We start from the raw sequence: 16,833 nt of genomic DNA on the forward strand, positions 1-16,833 counted from the left end.
CTTTCGTTCATCTGGCCCCATCTGCCTCCGCAGTTTCGGCCAGCGCGGCGCGGATCAGCGCCGCGACCCCGGCCGGGTCTTCCTCATGCGCCAGATGGCCAAGCCCGGCGAGCGGCTGGAACGCCGCCCCGGCCTCAGCCGCTGCCGCCCGCCCCTCGCCAAGCGGCACGGCGGCGTCGCGCGTGCCGTGCAGGATCGTCATCGGCACGCCCAGCCTGGGCAGCGCCGCCGCGACGGGCGCAAGATCCCAATCGGCCATCAGCCCGATCGCCCCGGCGCAGTGCCCGGGCGATGCGAACAGCCGCCCGTAAAGCGCTGCCCCTCGGCATCGATGCGCGATCCGGTGCTGCGCGCAAGAAAACTGTCGGTCCGCACGGCAAAACGGGCCAGCCCTGCCGCCAGCCAGGGCATTGCCGGATTGGCGAACATCAGCCGCGCCATGCCCGACATCAGCCCGGCCGCATCGCCGCCAAAGGGCCTGAGCGCCGGGCACAGGCCGATGACATGGACGGGCGGCGACGGGGCAGCGGCGGGCACCGCGCCGTCCATCACCATCCGCACGGCGATCGCAGCGCCCGCACTGTGGCCGATCAGCGCGGCGGGCGCGATTCCCTCTGCCGCGCACAATGCGCCCAGGGCGCGGGCGATCCCCGGCAGGGCCAGCCCGGTCGGCAGCCGCCCGCGCGTAAAGCCATGGCCCGGCAGGTCGACCGCGACGACCGTAAAGCGATCGGCCAGCAGCGGTGCCAGCCCGCGCCAGCTGTGCGTCGCCGCCCCGGTGCCGTGGATCAGCAGCAGCACCGGGCCACTTCCCAGCCGCTGGACATGCCAGACCAGCGGGCCATCGGCCACGAACCGGCTGTGTTCGGCGAGCGGCCAGCCCCGGCCCTCGCGCCGCCAGTCGGGCGCGGTCATGGCACCGCCGCCATCATCGCCGCCGCGTCGGCGCGCGGCAGATGCAGATACCGCCCGGCCATGGCGGTGGCGAGCGCCGCGGCCTCGCCCTGCGGGCGCGGGCCGATATCGATCACCACCGCGCCCAGCCCGGCCATGGCGATGCGCCGGGCGGCGGCGATCGCATCTTCGCCCGCCCGCGCGCGGCCCTGCGAACCATCGGCGGCGATGTTCGCCCGCCCGTCGGTCAGCACGACAAGCTGGGTGGTGCGCCCGCGCGCGCCCTGCGCGGTGGCGACGCCGAGCGCGGCATCCAGCCCGGCGGCAAGCGGCGTGCCGCCGCCGCCCGGCAAAGCGGCAAGCAGCCGCCGCGCGCGGGTGAGCGAGCGCGTCGGCGGCAACAGCGTCTCGGCCCCCGTGCCGCGAAAGGCGATCAGCGCCACTTCGGCGCGCCGGGCATAGGCGCGCTCAAGCAGCAGCTCGACCGCGCCCTTGGCCTCGGCCAGCCGCTGAAACGCGGCGGAGCCGGACGCATCGACGCAGAACACCGTCAGCACCGTCTCCCGGTCCTCGAACCGGCGGATGCGCAGATCCTCGCGCGCGAGCCTGAGCGGCCCGCCCGGCACACGCCCGCGCACCCGCTGCCACGGCGCGGCCATGCGCAGCGTCGCAACCAGCGCCAGCCGGTTGCCGCCCGGGGCAGGCCCGGCCGCACCCCGACCGGCCGTCCGCGCCGCCGCGCCGCGCCGCGCGCCCCGCGTCCGCGCTGGCCGCCCTGCATCCGCCGCCGTTCGGCGGCCAGCCGTTCGAACAGCTCGGGCGGCAGGCTGGCGCGCACGGCATCGAGCACCAGATCCTCAAGCGGCAGCTCGGGCGCGGGCTGATCCTCGCTTTCCGGGGGATCGTCGGGCGGATCGGACGATTCCGGCGGCTCGGGCGGCGGATCGGCGGCATCGTCCGGCTCAGCCGGCGGCAGCTGCGTTGCGCGGGGACCAAGCACCAAACGCGCGGCGCACAGCGCATCGTCGCGCGCGACCGCATCGCGCCCGGCGAGCGCCGCCGCCGCCGCCGCCGCCCGGAGCGCGAGCAAAGGTGCCCGGCCAGAGGCGATGCCAAAGGCGATGCTCGCCCCGGCAAGCGCGGTCAGCGTCGCATCATCGGCGGGCGGCATCGCGCCGCCAGCGGCGCTCCCGGACAATGCGGGATCGGCATCCGCCGCCGGGTGCAAGGTCCGCAGCCCGCGCAGATCGATGTGAAAGGCCAGCCGGTCGGTTAGCGGCGCGGGCGGCACGGGATCATCGCCCTCCGCCTCCCCGGCCCGGCCGTCATCGACCAGCAGCAGCGCCACCTGCCGCGCATCGAGCGCCTGGGCGAGGCGTGCGGCCAGCGCCTCATCCATCCGCCCGGCCCCGCGCAGGATCAACAGCCCGCCCGCCGCCTCCTCGATCAGCCCGGCGACGCGCACCGGTCGCCCGGCGGCAAGGCTGGCACCGATATCGATGCCGCCGAGCAGCCGGTCATCGTCAATCGCGAGCGGCACGCGCCGCCGTGCCATCGCCGGCGGCAGCGCTGCATCGATCAGCGGCCGCAGCCGCTCGAACACCAGATCGTCGCAGCGCAGCCACAGCCCGCCCAGCCCGATGGGATCACAGGCAAACAGCCGGATCGCCGTCAACGCATCGGCGAGATCGTCCGGCTGGACATCGTTCGTTTCATCAGCTGCGTCTGTTTCACCAGCGGCCACCGGCCCGGGCGGCTCCGGGGCCGCCGGCGGAACTCCGGACCCCGTGGTTGCGCGCGGGGCGGCGACGGCTGGCGCTGCGCTCACGGCCAGAGTTCGGCCATCGCCCGGTCGATGCGGACCGTCGATCCGGTCTCGTCCAGCACGTTGCGGCGCAGCCGGTGGCGCAGCGCCAGCGGCGCGACCGCGCGGATGTGATCGCGCGTCACATGGTCCTCACCGCCCAGCGCCGCCAGCGCCCGCGCCGCGCGCATCAGCGTGAGTTCGCCGCGCAGGCCGTCGACGCCCAGCGCAAGGCACAAGGCAGCGGCATCGGCCAGCACATCCTCGTCGACCGCGATGCCGGATAGCGCCGCCCGCGCCGCCGCGATCCGGTCCAGGATCGCGCGATTGTCATCGGCAAAGCGCGCCGCAAAGCCGGCGGGATCGCGGTCATGCGCGTCACAGCGGCGCATGATTTCCACCCGCGCGGCCAGATCGGCGGGCGAGCGCACCTCGACCGCCAGCCCGAACCGGTCGAGCAGCTGGGGGCGCAGTTCGCCTTCTTCCGGGTTGCCGCTGCCGATCAGCACGAAGCGGGCGGGATGGCGGATGCTCAGCCCCTCGCGCTCGACCAGATTCTCGCCCGACTGCGACACGTCGAGCAGCAGATCGACCAGATGATCCTCAAGCAGGTTGATCTCGTCGATATACAGGAACCCGCGATTGGCGCGGGCGAGCAGCCCCGGCTCGAACGCCTTTTCCCCGCCGACCAGCGCGCGTTCGATGTCGAGCGCGCCGGTGATCCGGTCCTCGGTCGCGCCCAGCGGCAGGTCGACGAACGGCACCGGCACCTCGATGACCTCGCCGGCCGCGCAGTCGCCGGACCCGGCCGCGCAGCCGCCCCGGTCTGGATCGCAGTTGAACCGGCAGCCCGCCGCCACCCGCATCGGCGGCAGCAGCGCGGCCAGCGCGCGCGCCGCCGTCGACTTGCCGGTGCCGCGATCCCCGAACACCATCACGCCGCCGATTCGCGGCTCCACCGCCGCAATCAGCAGCGCGGTCTTCATTTCGTCCTGTCCGACGATGGCCGCAAAAGGAAATCCGCTCACCGGCACTCCACTGTCAGACTTAGTTGACACATGCTAGTGTCCGCAGCGGGCAAACGGCAAGAGCGGATCGCCAAACGATGAACGATGAAGAGGAAGCCGTCATCCTGGTTGACGAGTGGGACCAGCCGACGGGGCTGCACGCCAAGCTGAGCGCGCACCGCAAGGCATTGCGCCACAGGGCTTTTTCCGTGTTTTTGTTCAACAGCGCGGGCGAAATCCTGCTCCAGCAGCGGGCGCAGTCCAAATATCATTGCGGCGGGCTGTGGTCGAACGCCTGTTGCGGCCATCCGCGCGCCGGCGAGGCTGATGCGGCGGCGGCGGCGCGGCGCCTTGGCGAGGAGATGGGTCTCGCGCCCCGGCTGCATGCCGCCGGGCGCACCGCCTATCATGCCGAGCTGAACGATGGCTGGTATGAAAACGAGATCGTGCATCTGTTCACCGGCGCAACCGATGCGGCCCCGGTTCCCGACCCGCGCGAGGTCGGCGGATGGCGCTGGATCGCGCCCGACGCGCTCGAGGCCGAATATGCGGCCCGGCCACAGCTGTTCACCCCCTGGTTCGGCATTTATCTGCAAACCATCCCCGAACTGGTGCTGGCGGCGCGGGTCGGCGACGCGGTGGCGGTCGGCTGAGGATCTGCCACATCGCCGCAAACGCCGCGGTCGTGCCGCATTTTCCGCGTCGCCGGATGTTTCCCCCCGGCCTGGAAATGCTCTAAGGCCCGCCGACCATGGACGCACGCCCCTCGACCCGCCCGGACCGGCGCACCTTTGCGATCATTTCGCACCCCGATGCCGGCAAGACCACGCTCACCGAAAAGCTGCTGCTGTTCGGCGGCGCGATCCATGCCGCGGGCGAGGTCAAGGCGCGCGGCGCCGCGCGGCGGGCACGGTCCGACTGGATGAAGATCGAGCAGCAGCGCGGCATTTCGGTCACATCGTCGGTGATGACGTTCGAGCGCGACGGGCTGACCTTCAACCTGCTCGACACGCCGGGGCATGAGGATTTCTCCGAAGACACCTACCGCACGCTGACCGCGGTCGATTCAGCGGTGATGGTGATCGACGCGGCGCGCGGGATCGAGGCGCAGACGCGCAAGCTGTTCGAGGTCTGCCGGCTGCGTTCGGTGCCGATCATCACCTTCATCAACAAGGTCGACCGCGAGGGGCGCGAGCCGTTTTCGCTGCTCGACGAGATTGCCGATCAGCTCGCGCTCGACGTCGCGCCGATGAACTGGCCGGTCGGCATGGGCGGCATGTTCGAAGGGCTTTACGATCTGGAAGGCCAGCGGCTGATGCGTCCCGCCGCCGACGGCACGGCGGCGTTCGAGGGCGATGTGACGGCGGTGAGCGGCCTTGACGATCCCCGGCTTGCCGCCGCGATCAGCGCCGATGCGCTGGCGCGGCTGACCGAGGAGACCGAACTGGCCGGTGCCGGCTATGCGGCGTTTGACGCCGAGGCCTATCGCCACGGCGACCTGACGCCCGTCTATTTCGGGTCGGCGCTCAAGGATTTCGGCGTGGCCGAACTGATCGACGCGCTCGCCCGCTTTGCGCCCAGCCCCCGGCCCCAGCCGGCCGATCCGGCCCCGGTGTCGCCCGACGATCAGGCCGTCACCGGCTTCATCTTCAAGGTGCAGGCCAACATGAACCCGATGCACCGCGACCGGGTGGCGTTCATGCGCCTGTGCTCGGGCCGGTTCCGCCGGGGCATGAAGCTCACCCAGGTCGGCACCGGCAAGGCGATTTCGGTGCACAGCCCGATCCTGTTCTTTGCCCGCGAGCGCGAGACGGCGGAGGAAGCCTGGCCGGGCGACATCATCGGCATCCCCAATCACGGCACGCTGCGCGTCGGCGACACGCTGACCGATGGCGCGCCGCGCGTCATCACCGGCCTGCCCAATTTCGCGCCCGAGCTGCTGCGCCGCGTCGCGCTCAAGGATCCGACCAAGACCAAGCAGCTGCGCAAGGCGCTCGACGATCTGGCCGAGGAAGGCATCATCCAGGTCTTCTACCCCGAAATCGGCAGCCAGTGGGTGGTGGGCGTGGTCGGCCAGCTCCAGCTCGAAGTGCTCGTTTCGCGGCTCGAGGTCGAATACAAGGTCGATGCCCGGCTCGAGGCGTCGCCCTGGGACACTGCGCGCTGGATCGCGGGCAGCGAGGCCGATCTCAAAAGCTTCGCCGAGTTCCATCGCGGCGGGCTTGCCCGCGACCGCGACGACGCGCTGGTGTTCATGGCCAAGGATGCGTGGGAGGTGAACTATGTCGCCGGCCGCTATCCGGCGATCCGCTTCAGCGCGACGCGCGAACGCGCCTGATCAGTCGCCCCGGCGCAATTCCCTCGCCAGCGTTTCGCGGTCGAGCGCGCCTTCCCAGCGGGCGATGGCGATGGTCGCGACGCCATTGCCGATCAGGTTGGTGATCGCCCGCGCCTCCGACATGAACCGGTCGACGCCGAGGATCAGCGCAATGCCCGCCACCGGCACCGTATCGACGGCGCTGAGCGTCGCCGCCAGCGTCACGTACCCGGCACCCGTCACCCCCGCCGCGCCTTTCGAGGTCACCAGCAGCACGGCAAGCAGCGCCAGCTGATCGCCAAGCGACAGATCGACCCCCACCGCCTGGGCGATGAAGATCGCCGCCATCGTCAGATAGATCGACGTGCCGTCAAGGTTGAAGCTGTAGCCGGTCGGCACCACCAGCCCGACCACCTGGCGCGCACAGCCCAGTTTTTCGAGCTTCGCCATCAGCGGCGGCAGCGCGGTTTCGGACGATGAGGTGCCGAGCACGATCAGCAGCTCATCGCCGATATAGCGCAGGAACGCCCACAGGCTGAAGCCCGCCAGCCGCGCGATCAGCCCGAGCACGACCGCGATGAACAGCGCACAGGTCAGATAGACGCTCGCCATCAGCGCGCCGAGCTGGGCGAGCGTCCCGATGCCGTAGCGCCCGATGGTGAAGGCCATCGCCCCGAACGCCCCGACCGGGGCAAGCCGCATCAGCAGCGCGATGATCTGGAACAGGAAATCGCCGACCCGGTCCATCACCTCGAGCGCGCCCTGCGCATGGCTGCCGCCGCGCGCGAGCGCGATGCCGCTCAGCACCGCGACCAGCAGCACCTGCAGCAGCTCGCCCCCGGCCAGCGCGCCGAGAAAGCTGTCGGGAATGATGGCGAGCAGGAAATCGCTGACCCCGCCAGCCTCGGCGCGCGCGCCATAGGCGGCGACCGATCCGGCATCGAGCGTCGCCGGATCGGCACCGATGCCGGCCCCCGGCCGCACCAGATTGACGACCACCAGCCCGATGACCATCGCCAGCGTCGTCACCGCCTCGAAATAGACGAACGCCTTCAGCCCGACCCGGCCGACCGCGCGCAGATCGCCGACCTTGGCGATGCCCAGCGTCACCGTCACGAAGATGATCGGGCCGATCAGCATGCGGATGAGCTTGATGAACGCATCGCCGAGCGGCTTCATCGCCGTGCCAAGCTCAGGCCACAGCGCGCCGAGCAGCACGCCGGCAAGGATCGCCAGCAGCACCTGCACGTAAAGCCCCGGCAGACGCATCAGATCAGGCTCACCCGCGCCCCGGCATGGCGTTCGAGCCGCCCGGCCAGTTCAAGCTCGAGCAGCACCGTCTGCACGATCGGCGCGGCGCGGCCCGACTGGCGGATCAGCTCGTCGACCGGCACCGGCACCGGGCCGAGCAGGGCGATGACGGCTGCGCGGTCGGCGTCATCGGCATCGGCGGCAATGGGCGGCCCCCGATAGCCGCCGGCCGGCCCCGCGACGATGCGCGGATCGATCGGGCGCAGCGCCTCCATGATGTCGGCGGCGGACTGGACGAGGGTCGCCCCCTCGCGGATCAGCGCGTTGCAGCCCTGGGCGCGCGGGTCGAGCGGCGATCCCGGCACCGCCATCACCTCGCGGCCGATCTCACCCGCGATGCGCGCGGTGATCAGCGAGCCGGAGCGCGGCGCCGCCTCGATCACCACCGTGCCGAGCGCAAGCCCGGCGATGATGCGATTGCGATAGGGAAAATGCCGGGCGCGCGGCTCGGTGCCGGGCGGCTGTTCGGCGATCAGCAGCCCGTCGGCAGCGATGCGTTGCTGAAGCTCGGCATTTTCGGGCGGAAACACCGTGTCGATGCCGCCTGCGATCACCGCGACCGTGCCGCCGCCAAGCGCGCCCAGATGCGCGGCGGTGTCGATCCCGCGCGCCAGGCCTGAGACGATGCTCACCCCCTCACCGCCCAGGCTCTCCCCGGCCAGCTGCTGCGCCAGCCCGCGCGCAAAGCGGCAGGCGGCAGCCGAGGCGTTGCGCGCGCCGACCATCGCCACGCAGGGGCGGTTCGCCAGCGCCATGTCGCCGCGCACGGTGATCGCCGCCGGCGCGTTGTCGAGCGCGGCGAGCAGCGGCGGATAGGCGGGATCGTCGATGAAGATCATCCGCGCGCCCAGCCGGTCGACAGCGGCCAGCTCGCGCTCCACGGCGCGCGGATCGGCAGCAACGAAGCTGCGCGCACCGCCGCGCGCGGCAAGCCCCGGCAGCGCATCGAGCGCCGCCTCGGCAGACCCGAACCGGGCCATCAGCTGGCGATAGGTGACGGGACCGATATTGGGCGTGCGGATCAGCCTGAGCTTTGCCTTCTGCCCGCCATCAGCCATTGCCGCGCCCGATCCGCGGTTCGGTGCCGGCGATCAGGCGGCGGATATTGTCGCGGTGCCGCCAGAAGACGAGCAGCGCAAAGCCCGCAAACAGCAGCGCCGCCCCGGACGCCCCCAGGCCCAGGCGGCGAGCGGCGCGGCGATGGCCGCGGCAAAGCCGCCGACCGAGGAGATGCGGCTGGCCAGCAGCACCCCAACCCAGACGCCCAGATAGACGAGCCCGAGCGGCCACCACAGGCCGAGCGCGACGCCGCCGAACGTCGCCACCCCCTTGCCGCCGCGAAAGCCGAGCCAAACCGGATAGCAATGGCCGACAAAGGCCATCGCCCCGCCGATCAGCGCCCCCGCGCTCTCCGCCGTGCCGTCGCCAAGCGCCATCCCGGCCCAGACCGCCGCCGCGCCTTTCAGCGCATCGAGCACCAGTGTCGCCGCCGCCAGCCCCTTGCGGCCGGTGCGCAGCACATTGGTCGCGCCGATATTGCCCGATCCGATGCGGCGCAGATCCCCCGCCCCGGTTGCCCGGGTCAGCACCAGCCCGAACGGGATGCTGCCGAGCAGATAGCCGATGGCGGCAATGGCAAGCAGGCCGGGAAGCGCGGCCGTTGATACGATCTGGATGTCCCCCATGGGCCGCGACCATAGCCGCCGCACCGGCGGAAACAATAGCGGGCGGGCAAGCGGGAGGGCGGGAGGGCGCCGTGATGGGCCGCCGGGTGATTCCACCCGGCCCGCAAATGCTTTAGGGCGGGCGGTGTGACCGATATGCGCCCCCTTTTATTCTTCGATTCAGGCGTGGGCGGCATGTCCGTGCTCGCCGCCGCGCAGCGGCTGCTGCCGACCGCGCCGATCGTCTATGCGGCCGACAGCGCCGGCTATCCCTATGGCACGCGCACCGAGGCGGAAATCGCCGCACGGGTGCCGGCGCTGCTTGGCCGGCTGGTCGAGCGGTTCCAGCCGCGCGTGGCGATCATCGCCTGCAACACCGCCTCCACCATCGCGCTTGGCCATGTGCGCGCAGCGCTCGACCTGCCGGTCGTCGGCACGGTGCCGGCGATCAAGCCCGCCGCCCTCGCCTCCAAAAGCCGGGTGATCGGCGTGCTCGGCACCGAGGCGACGGTGCGCCAGCCCTATGTCGATCGGCTGGCGGCGGAGTTTGCCGGCGACTGCACGGTGCTGCGCCACGGCTCGGCCGAACTGGTCGACCTTGCCGAGGCCAAGCTGCGCGGCGAAGCGACGGACCCGGCCGCCTATGCCCGCATCCTGACGGGCCTGACCGACCAGCCGGGCGGCGAGCGGATGGACGTGGTCGTCCTTGCCTGCACCCATTTCCGCCTTGTCGAACCCGAACTCAGCGCCGCGCGCCCGCTCACCTATCTCGACGGCGCGGACGGGATTGCCCGGCGCATCGTCCATCTGACGCAGGGGCAGGACTGGCCGGCAGCCCCGGTGCCCGGCACCGCGATCTTCACCCGGCTCGATCCGCGCACCGAGGCGCTGCGCCCGGCGCTCGCGCGCTTCGGGCTGCAGAAAATCGATCAGCTTTAGCGATTTTTCTGCGAGACGTTCGCGCTGGCGAGCATGGGGCGATTTGGAGTATGGGCGCTGCCAGACCCGATGACGCGAGCGGCAACCTTGGACTATCAGCGCATCTTCACCCAGGCGATCGACCGGCTCCATGCCGAGGGGCGCTACCGGGTGTTCATCGATATCCTGCGCAACAAGGGCATGTTCCCCAATGCGCGCTGCTTTGCCGGGCATAACGGGCCGAAACCGATCACCGTCTGGTGTTCGAACGACTATCTGGCGATGGGCCAGCACCCCAAGGTCATTTCCGCGATGGAAGCCGCGCTGCACGATGTCGGCGCGGGATCGGGCGGCACGCGCAACATCGGCGGCAACACCCATTACCATGTCGATCTGGAAAGCGAGCTGGCTGACCTGCACGGCAAGGAAGCGGCGTTGCTGTTCACCTCCGGCTATGTGTCGAACGAAGCGACGCTGTCGACGCTGGCGAAGATCCTGCCGGGCTGCGTGATCTTTTCCGACGCGCTCAACCATGCCTCGATGATTGCGGGCATCCGCAATTCGGGCTGCGAAAAGCGCGTGTTCCGGCACAATGATCTTGCCCATCTGGAAGAGCTGCTGGCCGCCGAAGCGCCCGACACGCCCAAGCTGATCGCGTTTGAAAGCGTCTATTCGATGGACGGCGATGTCGCGCCGATCGCCGAGATCTGCGACCTTGCCGACAAATATCGCGCGCTCACCTATCTGGACGAGGTCCATGCCGTGGGCATGTACGGCGCGCGCGGCGGCGGCATTTCCGAACGCGACGCGGTGGCGGACCGGGTGACGATCATCGAAGGCACGCTGGGCAAGGCGTTCGGCGTGATGGGCGGCTATATCGCCGCCGATCAGGTGATCATCGACGTCATCCGTTCCTATGCGCCGGGTTTCATCTTCACCACCTCGCTGTCGCCGGTGCTGGTCGCCGGCGCGCTGGCCAGCGTCCGCCACCTGAAGGCCTCGGCCGAGGAGCGCGAGGGCCAGCAGGCGGCCGCCGCGACGCTCAAGCGGCTGTTCGCCGAAGCGGGGCTGCCGGTGATGGATTCGACCACCCATATCGTGCCGCTGATGGTCGGCGATCCGGTGCGCGCCAAGCGGATCAGCGACATCCTGCTCGCCGAATATGGCGTCTATGTGCAGCCGATCAACTTCCCGACCGTGCCGCGCGGGACCGAAAGGCTGCGCTTCACCCCCGGCCCGTCGCACACCGAGGCGATGATGCGCGACCTGACCCGGGCGCTGGTCGAGATCTGGGACCGGCTGGAGATGAAGCTGGCGGCCTGAGGGTGACGCCGGCGGGCGCATTCGGGATCGGGTCCGGGGGCGGGTTCGCGCTGCTGGCGCTGGCCGGCTTCATCGCCGGCGGCATCAATGCGCTGGCGGGCGGCGGCTCGCTGGTCAGCTTTCCTGCCCTGATCGCGGTCGGCCTGCCGCCGCTTGCCGCCAATGTGACGAGCAGCGTTGCGCTGCTGCCCGGCTATCTGGGCGGGGTGATCGGCGAGCGCGCCGATCTTGCCGGACAGGGCGGGCGGCTGATTCGGCTCGCCCCGCTCGCGCTGCTCGGCGGGCTGGCGGGCGGTGCGCTGGCGCTGGCCGGCGGGGAGCGCCGCTTTGCCGCGCTTGCCCCCTGGCTGCTGATCGCCGGCTGCCTGCTGCTTGCCGGCCAGCCATGGCTCAAACGCTGGCTGACCAGACGGTCGATCGCGGGCACGCGCCCGGCGGCGGGCGCGCTGGCGCTCGGCGCGGCGGTGTTTGCCGCCTGCATCTATGGCGGCTATTTCGGCGCGGGGCTGAGCGTCATGCTGCTCGCGCTGCTGGCGCTTGGCATCAACGATAATCTGGTGCGCTTGAATGCGCTCAAACAGGGCCTTGCGCTGGCTGCCAATCTGGGGGCGGTGCTGCTGTTCCTCGCGGCAGCGCCGCTCGACCGCGCGGCGGCGGGCGTGATGGCGGTCGCCGCGCTGGCCGGGGCATGGCGGGCGGCAGGCTGGCGGGACGGATCGATCCCGACCGGCTGCGCGCTGTGGTCGTCGCGCTCGGCCTAGGCGTCGCCGCGCTGCTGCTATGGCGCTGACCCCGTGGCCGGCCGGTCGAGCCGCGCCTGCCAGGCATAGCCGCGAAACAGCCGGGTGAAGCGCAGCGTCAGCCCGTGCCGCGCGGCAAGCGCCGCCAGCTCGGCCTCCAGCCCGGCACGCGGCGACACGTCGAACCGCGCCAGCCAGGCGAACAACAGCCGGCGGAACCAGCGCGGCAAGCCTTCCTGCTGCCCGAAATCGACGATGTGCAGCCGCCCGCCCGGCGCCAGCGCTCGCGCCGCCTGATCGAGCGCGGCCCGCCAGTCGGGGATCATCGACAGGGTGTAGGACATGAACACCCGGTCGACGCCGTGCGCCGGAGGCTGCGGCCGCTGCCCGTCCGCACCGAACAGCGCGGCCAGATCGAACGCGGTCGCATCCCCGCGCGCAAGCGCGACCGTGCCGCCAAGCCCGGCGCGGCGCACCGCCCGGCCGGCGGTGTCGAGCATCGCGGCCGAGATATCGATCCCGAACCAGCGCGCCCCCGGCCAGGCGCGCGCCGCCGCGATCAGGTTGCGCGCCGTGCCGCAGCCGATTTCGAGCACGGTTCCGCCCGGCGGCGGCGCCAGTTCGGCAATCAGCCGATCACGGCCGAGCAGATAATATTTGCGCGTGAGATCATAGAAATGGCGCTGGCTGCGGTAGATCGCATCCATCCGCCCCGCGAGCGAGCCCGGCCCGGTGAGCGCCCCGTCAGCCATGCGGCACCCCCCGCCGACGATCAGCCGCGCAGCACATAAAGATGCACGCCGCCATAGATTGACGAGCGGTCGCGCCGCGTCAGGTCGCGCGACTGCGCCTCGGCATAGTCCCAGCGGCCGAGAATGTCGTCGGGCACGCGCCCGGGCAGCAGGGTCGGCGCGGCGGCGGTGCGGAACAGCACACGCGCGCCCGGCCGGGCGGTGCGGGTGATCTCGCGCCACAGGGCGGTCAGCTGCGCATCGGTCATCCAGTCCTGCGCGTCGAGCAGCACATAGCGGTCAAGGCTCGCATCGGGCTGTTCGGCGAGATGGTCGGTAAAGTTGGCATGGCGCACGGTCACCCGGTCCACCCGCGAAACGACCAGCGCATGGTTGGCGGCCTGCAGATAGGGCGGCAGCGGGGCGGCGGGTTCCTTGCCATAGCCGCGCCCGAACGCCTGCCAGGCGAAATAATTGTCGCGAATGTCGAAATCGCAGGCGAGCTTTTCCAGCCGCGCGCGCAGCACCGCCGCCATGCCCGCCGGCTCGTCGCCGGCCAGCGCCTCATATTGGGCGGGCGGGATGCCCAGGCCGAACAGCGACGCCGGCTGGTCGGTCAGCCAGCGTACGAACTTCTTGTCGAACACCGGGGCGAGGCGGCGGTCGAAGATCGCGCGCTGTTCCTCGACCGTGCGGGCCGACAGCAGCTCGCGCGGATCGACGCGGTAAAGCCGGGCGAGGCCGTGCGCCAGGCCGATGAACCCGCCCAGGAGGCCGCGCTTGTAGATGCCGCTGGCAAAGCCGCGGATGCGCCGCCGGCCGATCAGGTCGCGCCCTTCCCAGTAACGGCGCGACACCTCGTCCAGAAGCGGGCGGACATGGTCGCGATAGGCGCGGATATTCTCGGGCGTGTCGGCCTCGGCGAAAAAGCGCCGGAACGCCGCATAATCGGGCAAATGCCGCGCGGCGGCGAGCTTCAGCCGGTTGAGCGCGACATGGGCGGTGTTGAGATCGACCGCGGTGATGTGCGCCGGCCCTGCGGTCAGATAGCTGAGCACGTTGCAGCCGCCGCTGGCGATCGCGACCATCCGGCTGTCGGGCTGGATGGCAAGCGCCTCCATATCGACATCGGGGTCTTCCCAGATCTGCGCATAGACCAGCCCGCGAAACGCAAACGCAAAGGCGCGTTCGAGCAAGCCCTGGCGCGACAGCCCCTTGTGCTGGATCGCGGCGGCCCCGACCGCCTTCATCGTCGCTGCCTGTCCATGTGCCATGATGCCGGTCCCCTCAAGCGTCACCCCGCCCTATGGCCGGGCGGTGACGGCTTGATGACGGGCGATCAGGCCAGCCCGGCAGTGGGGGCGAGCAGGCGCGGATCGATGCCCGCCTGGCGATAGGCGGCACCCCAGCGTTCATTGACCGGCGTGTCGAACAGCAGCTTTTCCTCGGCTTCGGTCATGAACCAGCCATGCCGGGTCAGTTCCTCCTCCAGCTGGCCGTCGGCCCAGCCGGCATAGCCGAGCGCGGCCAGCCAGCGCGCCGGCCCCTTGCCGGCCGCGATCGCGCGCAGCACATCGACCGTGTTGGTGAGCGCGAACCGCCCCGCCACCTCGATCGTGTCCTGCCCGCCCCAGTCGAGCGTGTGGAGCACGAAGCCGCGCTGCGGCTCCACCGGCCCGCCGATATGAACGGGAACATCGGGTGCCTCGCCTGGCGAGATGCCGAACTGATCGAGCAGCGCGTGAAAGCCGAGCCGGGGGGCAAGCTTGCCGATGCCGATGCCCAGCGCCCCGCGCTCGTCATGCGCGCACATGGCGATCACTGCGCGCTCGAAGCGCGGATCGCCGATGCCCGGCAGGGCGAGCAGCAACTGGCCGGAAAGAAAGCGCGACTCCATCGCCTCCATATAGGCCCGGCGCGCGCGAACCCCAATCGGTCCGCAATCGGCTTCAGCCCGCTTGACCTGAGGCTGCGCCGACCCGACCTAGCGGCGCGTGCCCGACTCGAGGGCCCGGAGCGACAAAGGAGATCCGCATGACCATCAATGCCGGCGACAAGCTGCCCGCCGTGACGCTGACCAAGGTGACCGAATCGGGCCCCGATCAGGTGTCTTCGGAGGATTTCTTCAAGGGCCGCCGCGTCGCCCTTTTCTCCGTTCCCGGTGCCTTCACCCCGACCTGCTCGGCGCGCCACCTGCCGGGCTTTGTCGACAAGATCGACGAGCTGAAGGCGAAGGGCGTGGACGAAGTGGCCTGCACCGCCGTCAACGACGCCTTTGTGCTTGCCGCCTGGGCCAAGTCGGCAGGGGCCGAGGGCAAGGTGACGATGCTGGCCGACGGCAATGGCGATCTGGTCGAGGCGCTGGGCCTGACCATGGACGGCAGCAAGTTCGGCATGGGCAAGCGCGGCCAGCGTTTCTCGATGATCGTCGAGGACGGCGTGGTGCGCGAACTGAACGTCGAGGCGCCGGGCGAGTTCCGCGTCAGCTCGGCCGAGCATCTGCTGGGCCAGCTCTGATCGATTGGCCGGGGAGAAGGGGGGGCAGGTTCAGCCCGCCCCCTCTCCCCCGCCCCCAGGCGTTCGCCGCGCCCCTGCTGAACGGGCGTCTTGGCAATGTCATGCCGGCCCGTTATCTGCTGGTCATGACAGCACAGATCATCGAACAAACCCCAGGCGCGCTCATCGACGAACTGGCGCGCATCTATGACGCTGCGGTCGAGGCCCTGCAGGCCGCGATTTCCGCCTTTGTGGTCGACGGCATCAAGCCCGACCGCGCCGCCCGCGAGGCCGGGCTGTTCTGCTATCCCGAACTGCGCATCCGCTACCGCGGCGATTCGCCCACGCCGCCGCCGCTGCGCGCCTTTGGCCGGCTGGTCGCCCCCGGCATCTATGCCACCACCGTCACGCGGCCGCGCAGCTTTGCCGGCTATCTGGCCGAACAGCTGGACCTGCTGATGTCCGGCTATGGCGTGACCGTGGAGGTCGGGCGCAGCCGGCAGGAAATTCCCTTCCCCTATGTGCTCGATCCCGGCCATGACCTGACGCTCGAAGGCGTCGCCCCGGCCGAGCTGGCACGCTGGTTCCCGGCGACCGAACTGGCGCATATCGGTGACGAGATCGCCGACGGTCTGCCGTCCGACGATCCCGACACGCCCCGGCCGCTGGCGCTGTTCGACGGGCTGCGCACCGATTTCTCGCTGGCCCGGCTGCGCCATTACACCGGCACGCCGCCCGAGCATGTCCAGCGCTACATCCTGTTCACCAACTATCACCGCTATGTCGACGAGTTCGTGCAATGGGCATGCCGGACGCTGAAGGAGGATGAGCGCTATACCGCGCTGTCCGGTCCGGGCGGGCTGTTCATGACCCGCGAGACGCTCGATCCCGAACGCGCGGTCGCCGATTATGCGTGGCGGCGGCACCAGATGCCGGCCTGGCATCTGATGGCCGGGGACAAGACCGGCATCAGCCTGGTCAACATCGGCGTCGGCCCGTCCAACGCCAAGACGATCACCGACCATCTGGCGGTGCTGCGGCCCGAGGCGTGGCTGATGATCGGCCATTGCGGCGGCCTCAGGCCCAGCCAGCGCATCGGCGACTATGTGCTCGCCCATGCCTATCTGCGCGACGACCATGTGCTTGACGATGTGCTGCCGCCGGAAATCCCGGTGCCGGCCATCGCCGAAGTGCAGCAGGCGCTCGCCCGCGCGGCGGAAACGGTGTCGGGCGAAAGCCCCGACATGCTCAAGCGCCGCCTGCGCACCGGCACCATCGTCACCACCGACGATCGCAACTGGGAGCTGCGCTATTCCAAATCGGCGCTGCGTTTCTCCCAGTCGCGCGCGGTGGGCGTGGACATGGAATCGGCGACCATCGCCGCCCAGGGCTTCCGCTTCCGCATCCCGTACGGGACGCTGCTGTGCGTGTCGGACAAGCCGCTGCACGGCGAGCTGAAGCTGCCCGGCCAGGCCAACCGTTTTTACGAGCGCGCGATCAACGAGCATATGCAGATCGGCATCGAAGCCTGTGCCGAGCTGTTGCGCGAGGGTGCCAAGCTGCACAGCCGCAAGCTGCGCGCGTTCAACGAGCCGCCGTTCAGATAAGGCCCGCGCGGCGGAGCCGGA

Annotated in this window: 17 protein-coding genes and 1 pseudogene; 7 read left to right on the top strand and 11 right to left on the bottom strand. The window is 70.6% G+C overall.

All coding sequences use genetic code 11. The annotated features are described in order from the left end of the window. Positions 1 to 7: 7 nt before the first annotated feature. The 5 genes from GVO57_RS15080 to bchI all read right to left on the bottom strand — a co-directional run bounded on the left by GVO57_RS15080 (position 8) and on the right by bchI (position 3,726). Complete coding sequence (locus GVO57_RS15080) at positions 8 to 259, bottom strand: hypothetical protein (RefSeq protein WP_233281359.1); 252 nt, start codon at positions 257 to 259, stop codon at positions 8 to 10. Beyond that, a complete protein-coding gene (locus GVO57_RS11655; RefSeq protein ID WP_233281360.1) occupies positions 259 to 915 on the bottom strand; it encodes an alpha/beta fold hydrolase in 657 nt (218 codons plus the stop codon). Before GVO57_RS11655 ends, GVO57_RS15080 begins: the two co-directional genes overlap by 1 nt. Next, on the bottom strand, positions 912 to 1,532 hold the full coding sequence (locus tag GVO57_RS15085; protein WP_233281361.1) for a VWA domain-containing protein: 621 nt from the start codon (positions 1,530 to 1,532) through the stop codon (positions 912 to 914). The genes GVO57_RS11655 and GVO57_RS15085 overlap by 4 nt, the downstream gene beginning before the upstream one ends. Further along, the gene (locus tag GVO57_RS11660; protein ID WP_233281362.1) at positions 1,445 to 2,638 is read right to left on the bottom strand and encodes a hypothetical protein; all 1,194 of its coding nucleotides are present in this window, start codon (positions 2,636 to 2,638) and stop codon (positions 1,445 to 1,447) included. The genes GVO57_RS15085 and GVO57_RS11660 overlap by 88 nt, the downstream gene beginning before the upstream one ends. 80 nt (positions 2,639 to 2,718) lie before the next feature. Beyond that, positions 2,719 to 3,726, bottom strand: coding sequence for a magnesium chelatase ATPase subunit I (gene bchI / locus GVO57_RS11665; protein ID WP_160593280.1), 1,008 nt, complete (start codon positions 3,724 to 3,726; stop codon positions 2,719 to 2,721). 77 nt (positions 3,727 to 3,803) lie between these two features. On the opposite strand from bchI, the gene idi reads away from it, so the two are divergent. Together idi and GVO57_RS11675 are read left to right on the top strand one after the other, a co-directional pair. Further along, entirely contained in the window at positions 3,804 to 4,358 is a 555-nt protein-coding gene (idi, locus tag GVO57_RS11670; RefSeq protein ID WP_160593281.1) for an isopentenyl-diphosphate Delta-isomerase, read from the top strand. Positions 4,359 to 4,456: 98 nt separating this feature from the next. Next, a complete protein-coding gene (locus GVO57_RS11675) occupies positions 4,457 to 6,043 on the top strand; it encodes a peptide chain release factor 3 (protein WP_160593282.1) in 1,587 nt (528 codons plus the stop codon). Here the strand turns inward: GVO57_RS11675 and dctA are convergent, their stop codons facing one another. From dctA to plsY, 3 genes and pseudogenes are all read right to left on the bottom strand, one after another. Next, on the bottom strand, positions 6,044 to 7,291 hold the full coding sequence (dctA, locus tag GVO57_RS11680; protein ID WP_160593283.1) for a C4-dicarboxylate transporter DctA: 1,248 nt from the start codon (positions 7,289 to 7,291) through the stop codon (positions 6,044 to 6,046). Beyond that, on the bottom strand, positions 7,291 to 8,391 hold the full coding sequence (gene dprA / locus GVO57_RS11685) for a DNA-processing protein DprA (protein WP_160593284.1): 1,101 nt from the start codon (positions 8,389 to 8,391) through the stop codon (positions 7,291 to 7,293). Before dprA ends, dctA begins: the two co-directional genes overlap by 1 nt. Beyond that, positions 8,384 to 9,018: pseudogene (gene plsY, locus GVO57_RS11690) on the bottom strand (glycerol-3-phosphate 1-O-acyltransferase PlsY). Before plsY ends, dprA begins: the two are co-directional and overlap by 8 nt. 135 nt (positions 9,019 to 9,153) lie before the next feature. Here plsY and murI point away from each other — a divergent pair. The 3 genes from murI (at position 9,154) to GVO57_RS11705 (ending at position 11,999) form a co-directional block, all read left to right on the top strand. Further along, positions 9,154 to 9,936 carry a glutamate racemase gene (gene murI / locus GVO57_RS11695; protein ID WP_160593285.1) on the top strand — a complete coding sequence of 261 codons (783 nt, stop codon included), beginning with the start codon at positions 9,154 to 9,156 and terminating at the stop codon, positions 9,934 to 9,936. A gap of 69 nt (positions 9,937 to 10,005) precedes the next feature. Then, entirely contained in the window at positions 10,006 to 11,238 is a 1,233-nt protein-coding gene (hemA, locus tag GVO57_RS11700) for a 5-aminolevulinate synthase (RefSeq protein ID WP_160593286.1), read from the top strand. Between the two features lie 2 nt (positions 11,239 to 11,240). Continuing rightward, the gene (locus tag GVO57_RS11705) at positions 11,241 to 11,999 is read left to right on the top strand and encodes a sulfite exporter TauE/SafE family protein (RefSeq protein WP_201752641.1); all 759 of its coding nucleotides are present in this window, start codon (positions 11,241 to 11,243) and stop codon (positions 11,997 to 11,999) included. A gap of 17 nt (positions 12,000 to 12,016) precedes the next feature. Here the strand turns inward: GVO57_RS11705 and GVO57_RS11710 are convergent, their stop codons facing one another. The 3 genes from GVO57_RS11710 to GVO57_RS11720 all read right to left on the bottom strand — a co-directional run bounded on the left by GVO57_RS11710 (position 12,017) and on the right by GVO57_RS11720 (position 14,606). Then, positions 12,017 to 12,730: a class I SAM-dependent methyltransferase gene (locus GVO57_RS11710; protein WP_233281363.1), complete on the bottom strand. Its 714-nt coding sequence runs from the start codon at positions 12,728 to 12,730 to the stop codon at positions 12,017 to 12,019. Between the two features lie 20 nt (positions 12,731 to 12,750). After that, positions 12,751 to 13,983 carry a DUF3419 family protein gene (locus GVO57_RS11715; RefSeq protein WP_160593287.1) on the bottom strand — a complete coding sequence of 411 codons (1,233 nt, stop codon included), beginning with the start codon at positions 13,981 to 13,983 and terminating at the stop codon, positions 12,751 to 12,753. A 65-nt stretch (positions 13,984 to 14,048) separates the two neighbouring features. After that, positions 14,049 to 14,606, bottom strand: a complete 558-nt coding sequence (locus GVO57_RS11720) for a YqgE/AlgH family protein (RefSeq protein WP_160593985.1) — start codon at positions 14,604 to 14,606, stop codon at positions 14,049 to 14,051. Positions 14,607 to 14,743: 137 nt separating this feature from the next. On the opposite strand from GVO57_RS11720, the gene GVO57_RS11725 reads away from it, so the two are divergent. Continuing rightward, entirely contained in the window at positions 14,744 to 15,226 is a 483-nt protein-coding gene (locus GVO57_RS11725) for a peroxiredoxin (RefSeq protein WP_160593288.1), read from the top strand. A 125-nt stretch (positions 15,227 to 15,351) separates the two neighbouring features. Next, complete coding sequence (locus GVO57_RS11730) at positions 15,352 to 16,812, top strand: AMP nucleosidase (RefSeq protein ID WP_160593289.1); 1,461 nt, start codon at positions 15,352 to 15,354, stop codon at positions 16,810 to 16,812. Positions 16,813 to 16,833 lie beyond the last annotated feature (21 nt).

It is taken from the genome of Sphingomonas changnyeongensis (assembly GCF_009913435.1).
Taxonomy (GTDB): Bacteria; Pseudomonadota; Alphaproteobacteria; order Sphingomonadales; family Sphingomonadaceae; genus Sphingomonas_B; species Sphingomonas_B changnyeongensis.

Coding starts and splice junctions, on each gene's coding strand:
- GVO57_RS11710 (WP_233281363.1), bottom strand. CDS start 12,730: ATGGCTGACGGGGCGCTCACCGGGCCGGGCTCGCTCGCGGGGCGGATG.
- dctA (WP_160593283.1), bottom strand. CDS start 7,291: ATGCGTCTGCCGGGGCTTTACGTGCAGGTGCTGCTGGCGATCCTTGCC.
- idi (WP_160593281.1), top strand. CDS start 3,804: ATGAACGATGAAGAGGAAGCCGTCATCCTGGTTGACGAGTGGGACCAG.
- GVO57_RS11675 (WP_160593282.1), top strand. CDS start 4,457: ATGGACGCACGCCCCTCGACCCGCCCGGACCGGCGCACCTTTGCGATC.
- hemA (WP_160593286.1), top strand. CDS start 10,006: ATGACGCGAGCGGCAACCTTGGACTATCAGCGCATCTTCACCCAGGCG.
- dprA (WP_160593284.1), bottom strand. CDS start 8,391: ATGGCTGATGGCGGGCAGAAGGCAAAGCTCAGGCTGATCCGCACGCCC.
- murI (WP_160593285.1), top strand. CDS start 9,154: ATGCGCCCCCTTTTATTCTTCGATTCAGGCGTGGGCGGCATGTCCGTG.
- GVO57_RS15080 (WP_233281359.1), bottom strand. CDS start 259: ATGGCCGATTGGGATCTTGCGCCCGTCGCGGCGGCGCTGCCCAGGCTG.
- GVO57_RS11715 (WP_160593287.1), bottom strand. CDS start 13,983: ATGGCACATGGACAGGCAGCGACGATGAAGGCGGTCGGGGCCGCCGCG.
- GVO57_RS11655 (WP_233281360.1), bottom strand. CDS start 915: ATGACCGCGCCCGACTGGCGGCGCGAGGGCCGGGGCTGGCCGCTCGCC.
- GVO57_RS11725 (WP_160593288.1), top strand. CDS start 14,744: ATGACCATCAATGCCGGCGACAAGCTGCCCGCCGTGACGCTGACCAAG.
- GVO57_RS11720 (WP_160593985.1), bottom strand. CDS start 14,606: ATGGAGTCGCGCTTTCTTTCCGGCCAGTTGCTGCTCGCCCTGCCGGGC.
- GVO57_RS11730 (WP_160593289.1), top strand. CDS start 15,352: ATGACAGCACAGATCATCGAACAAACCCCAGGCGCGCTCATCGACGAA.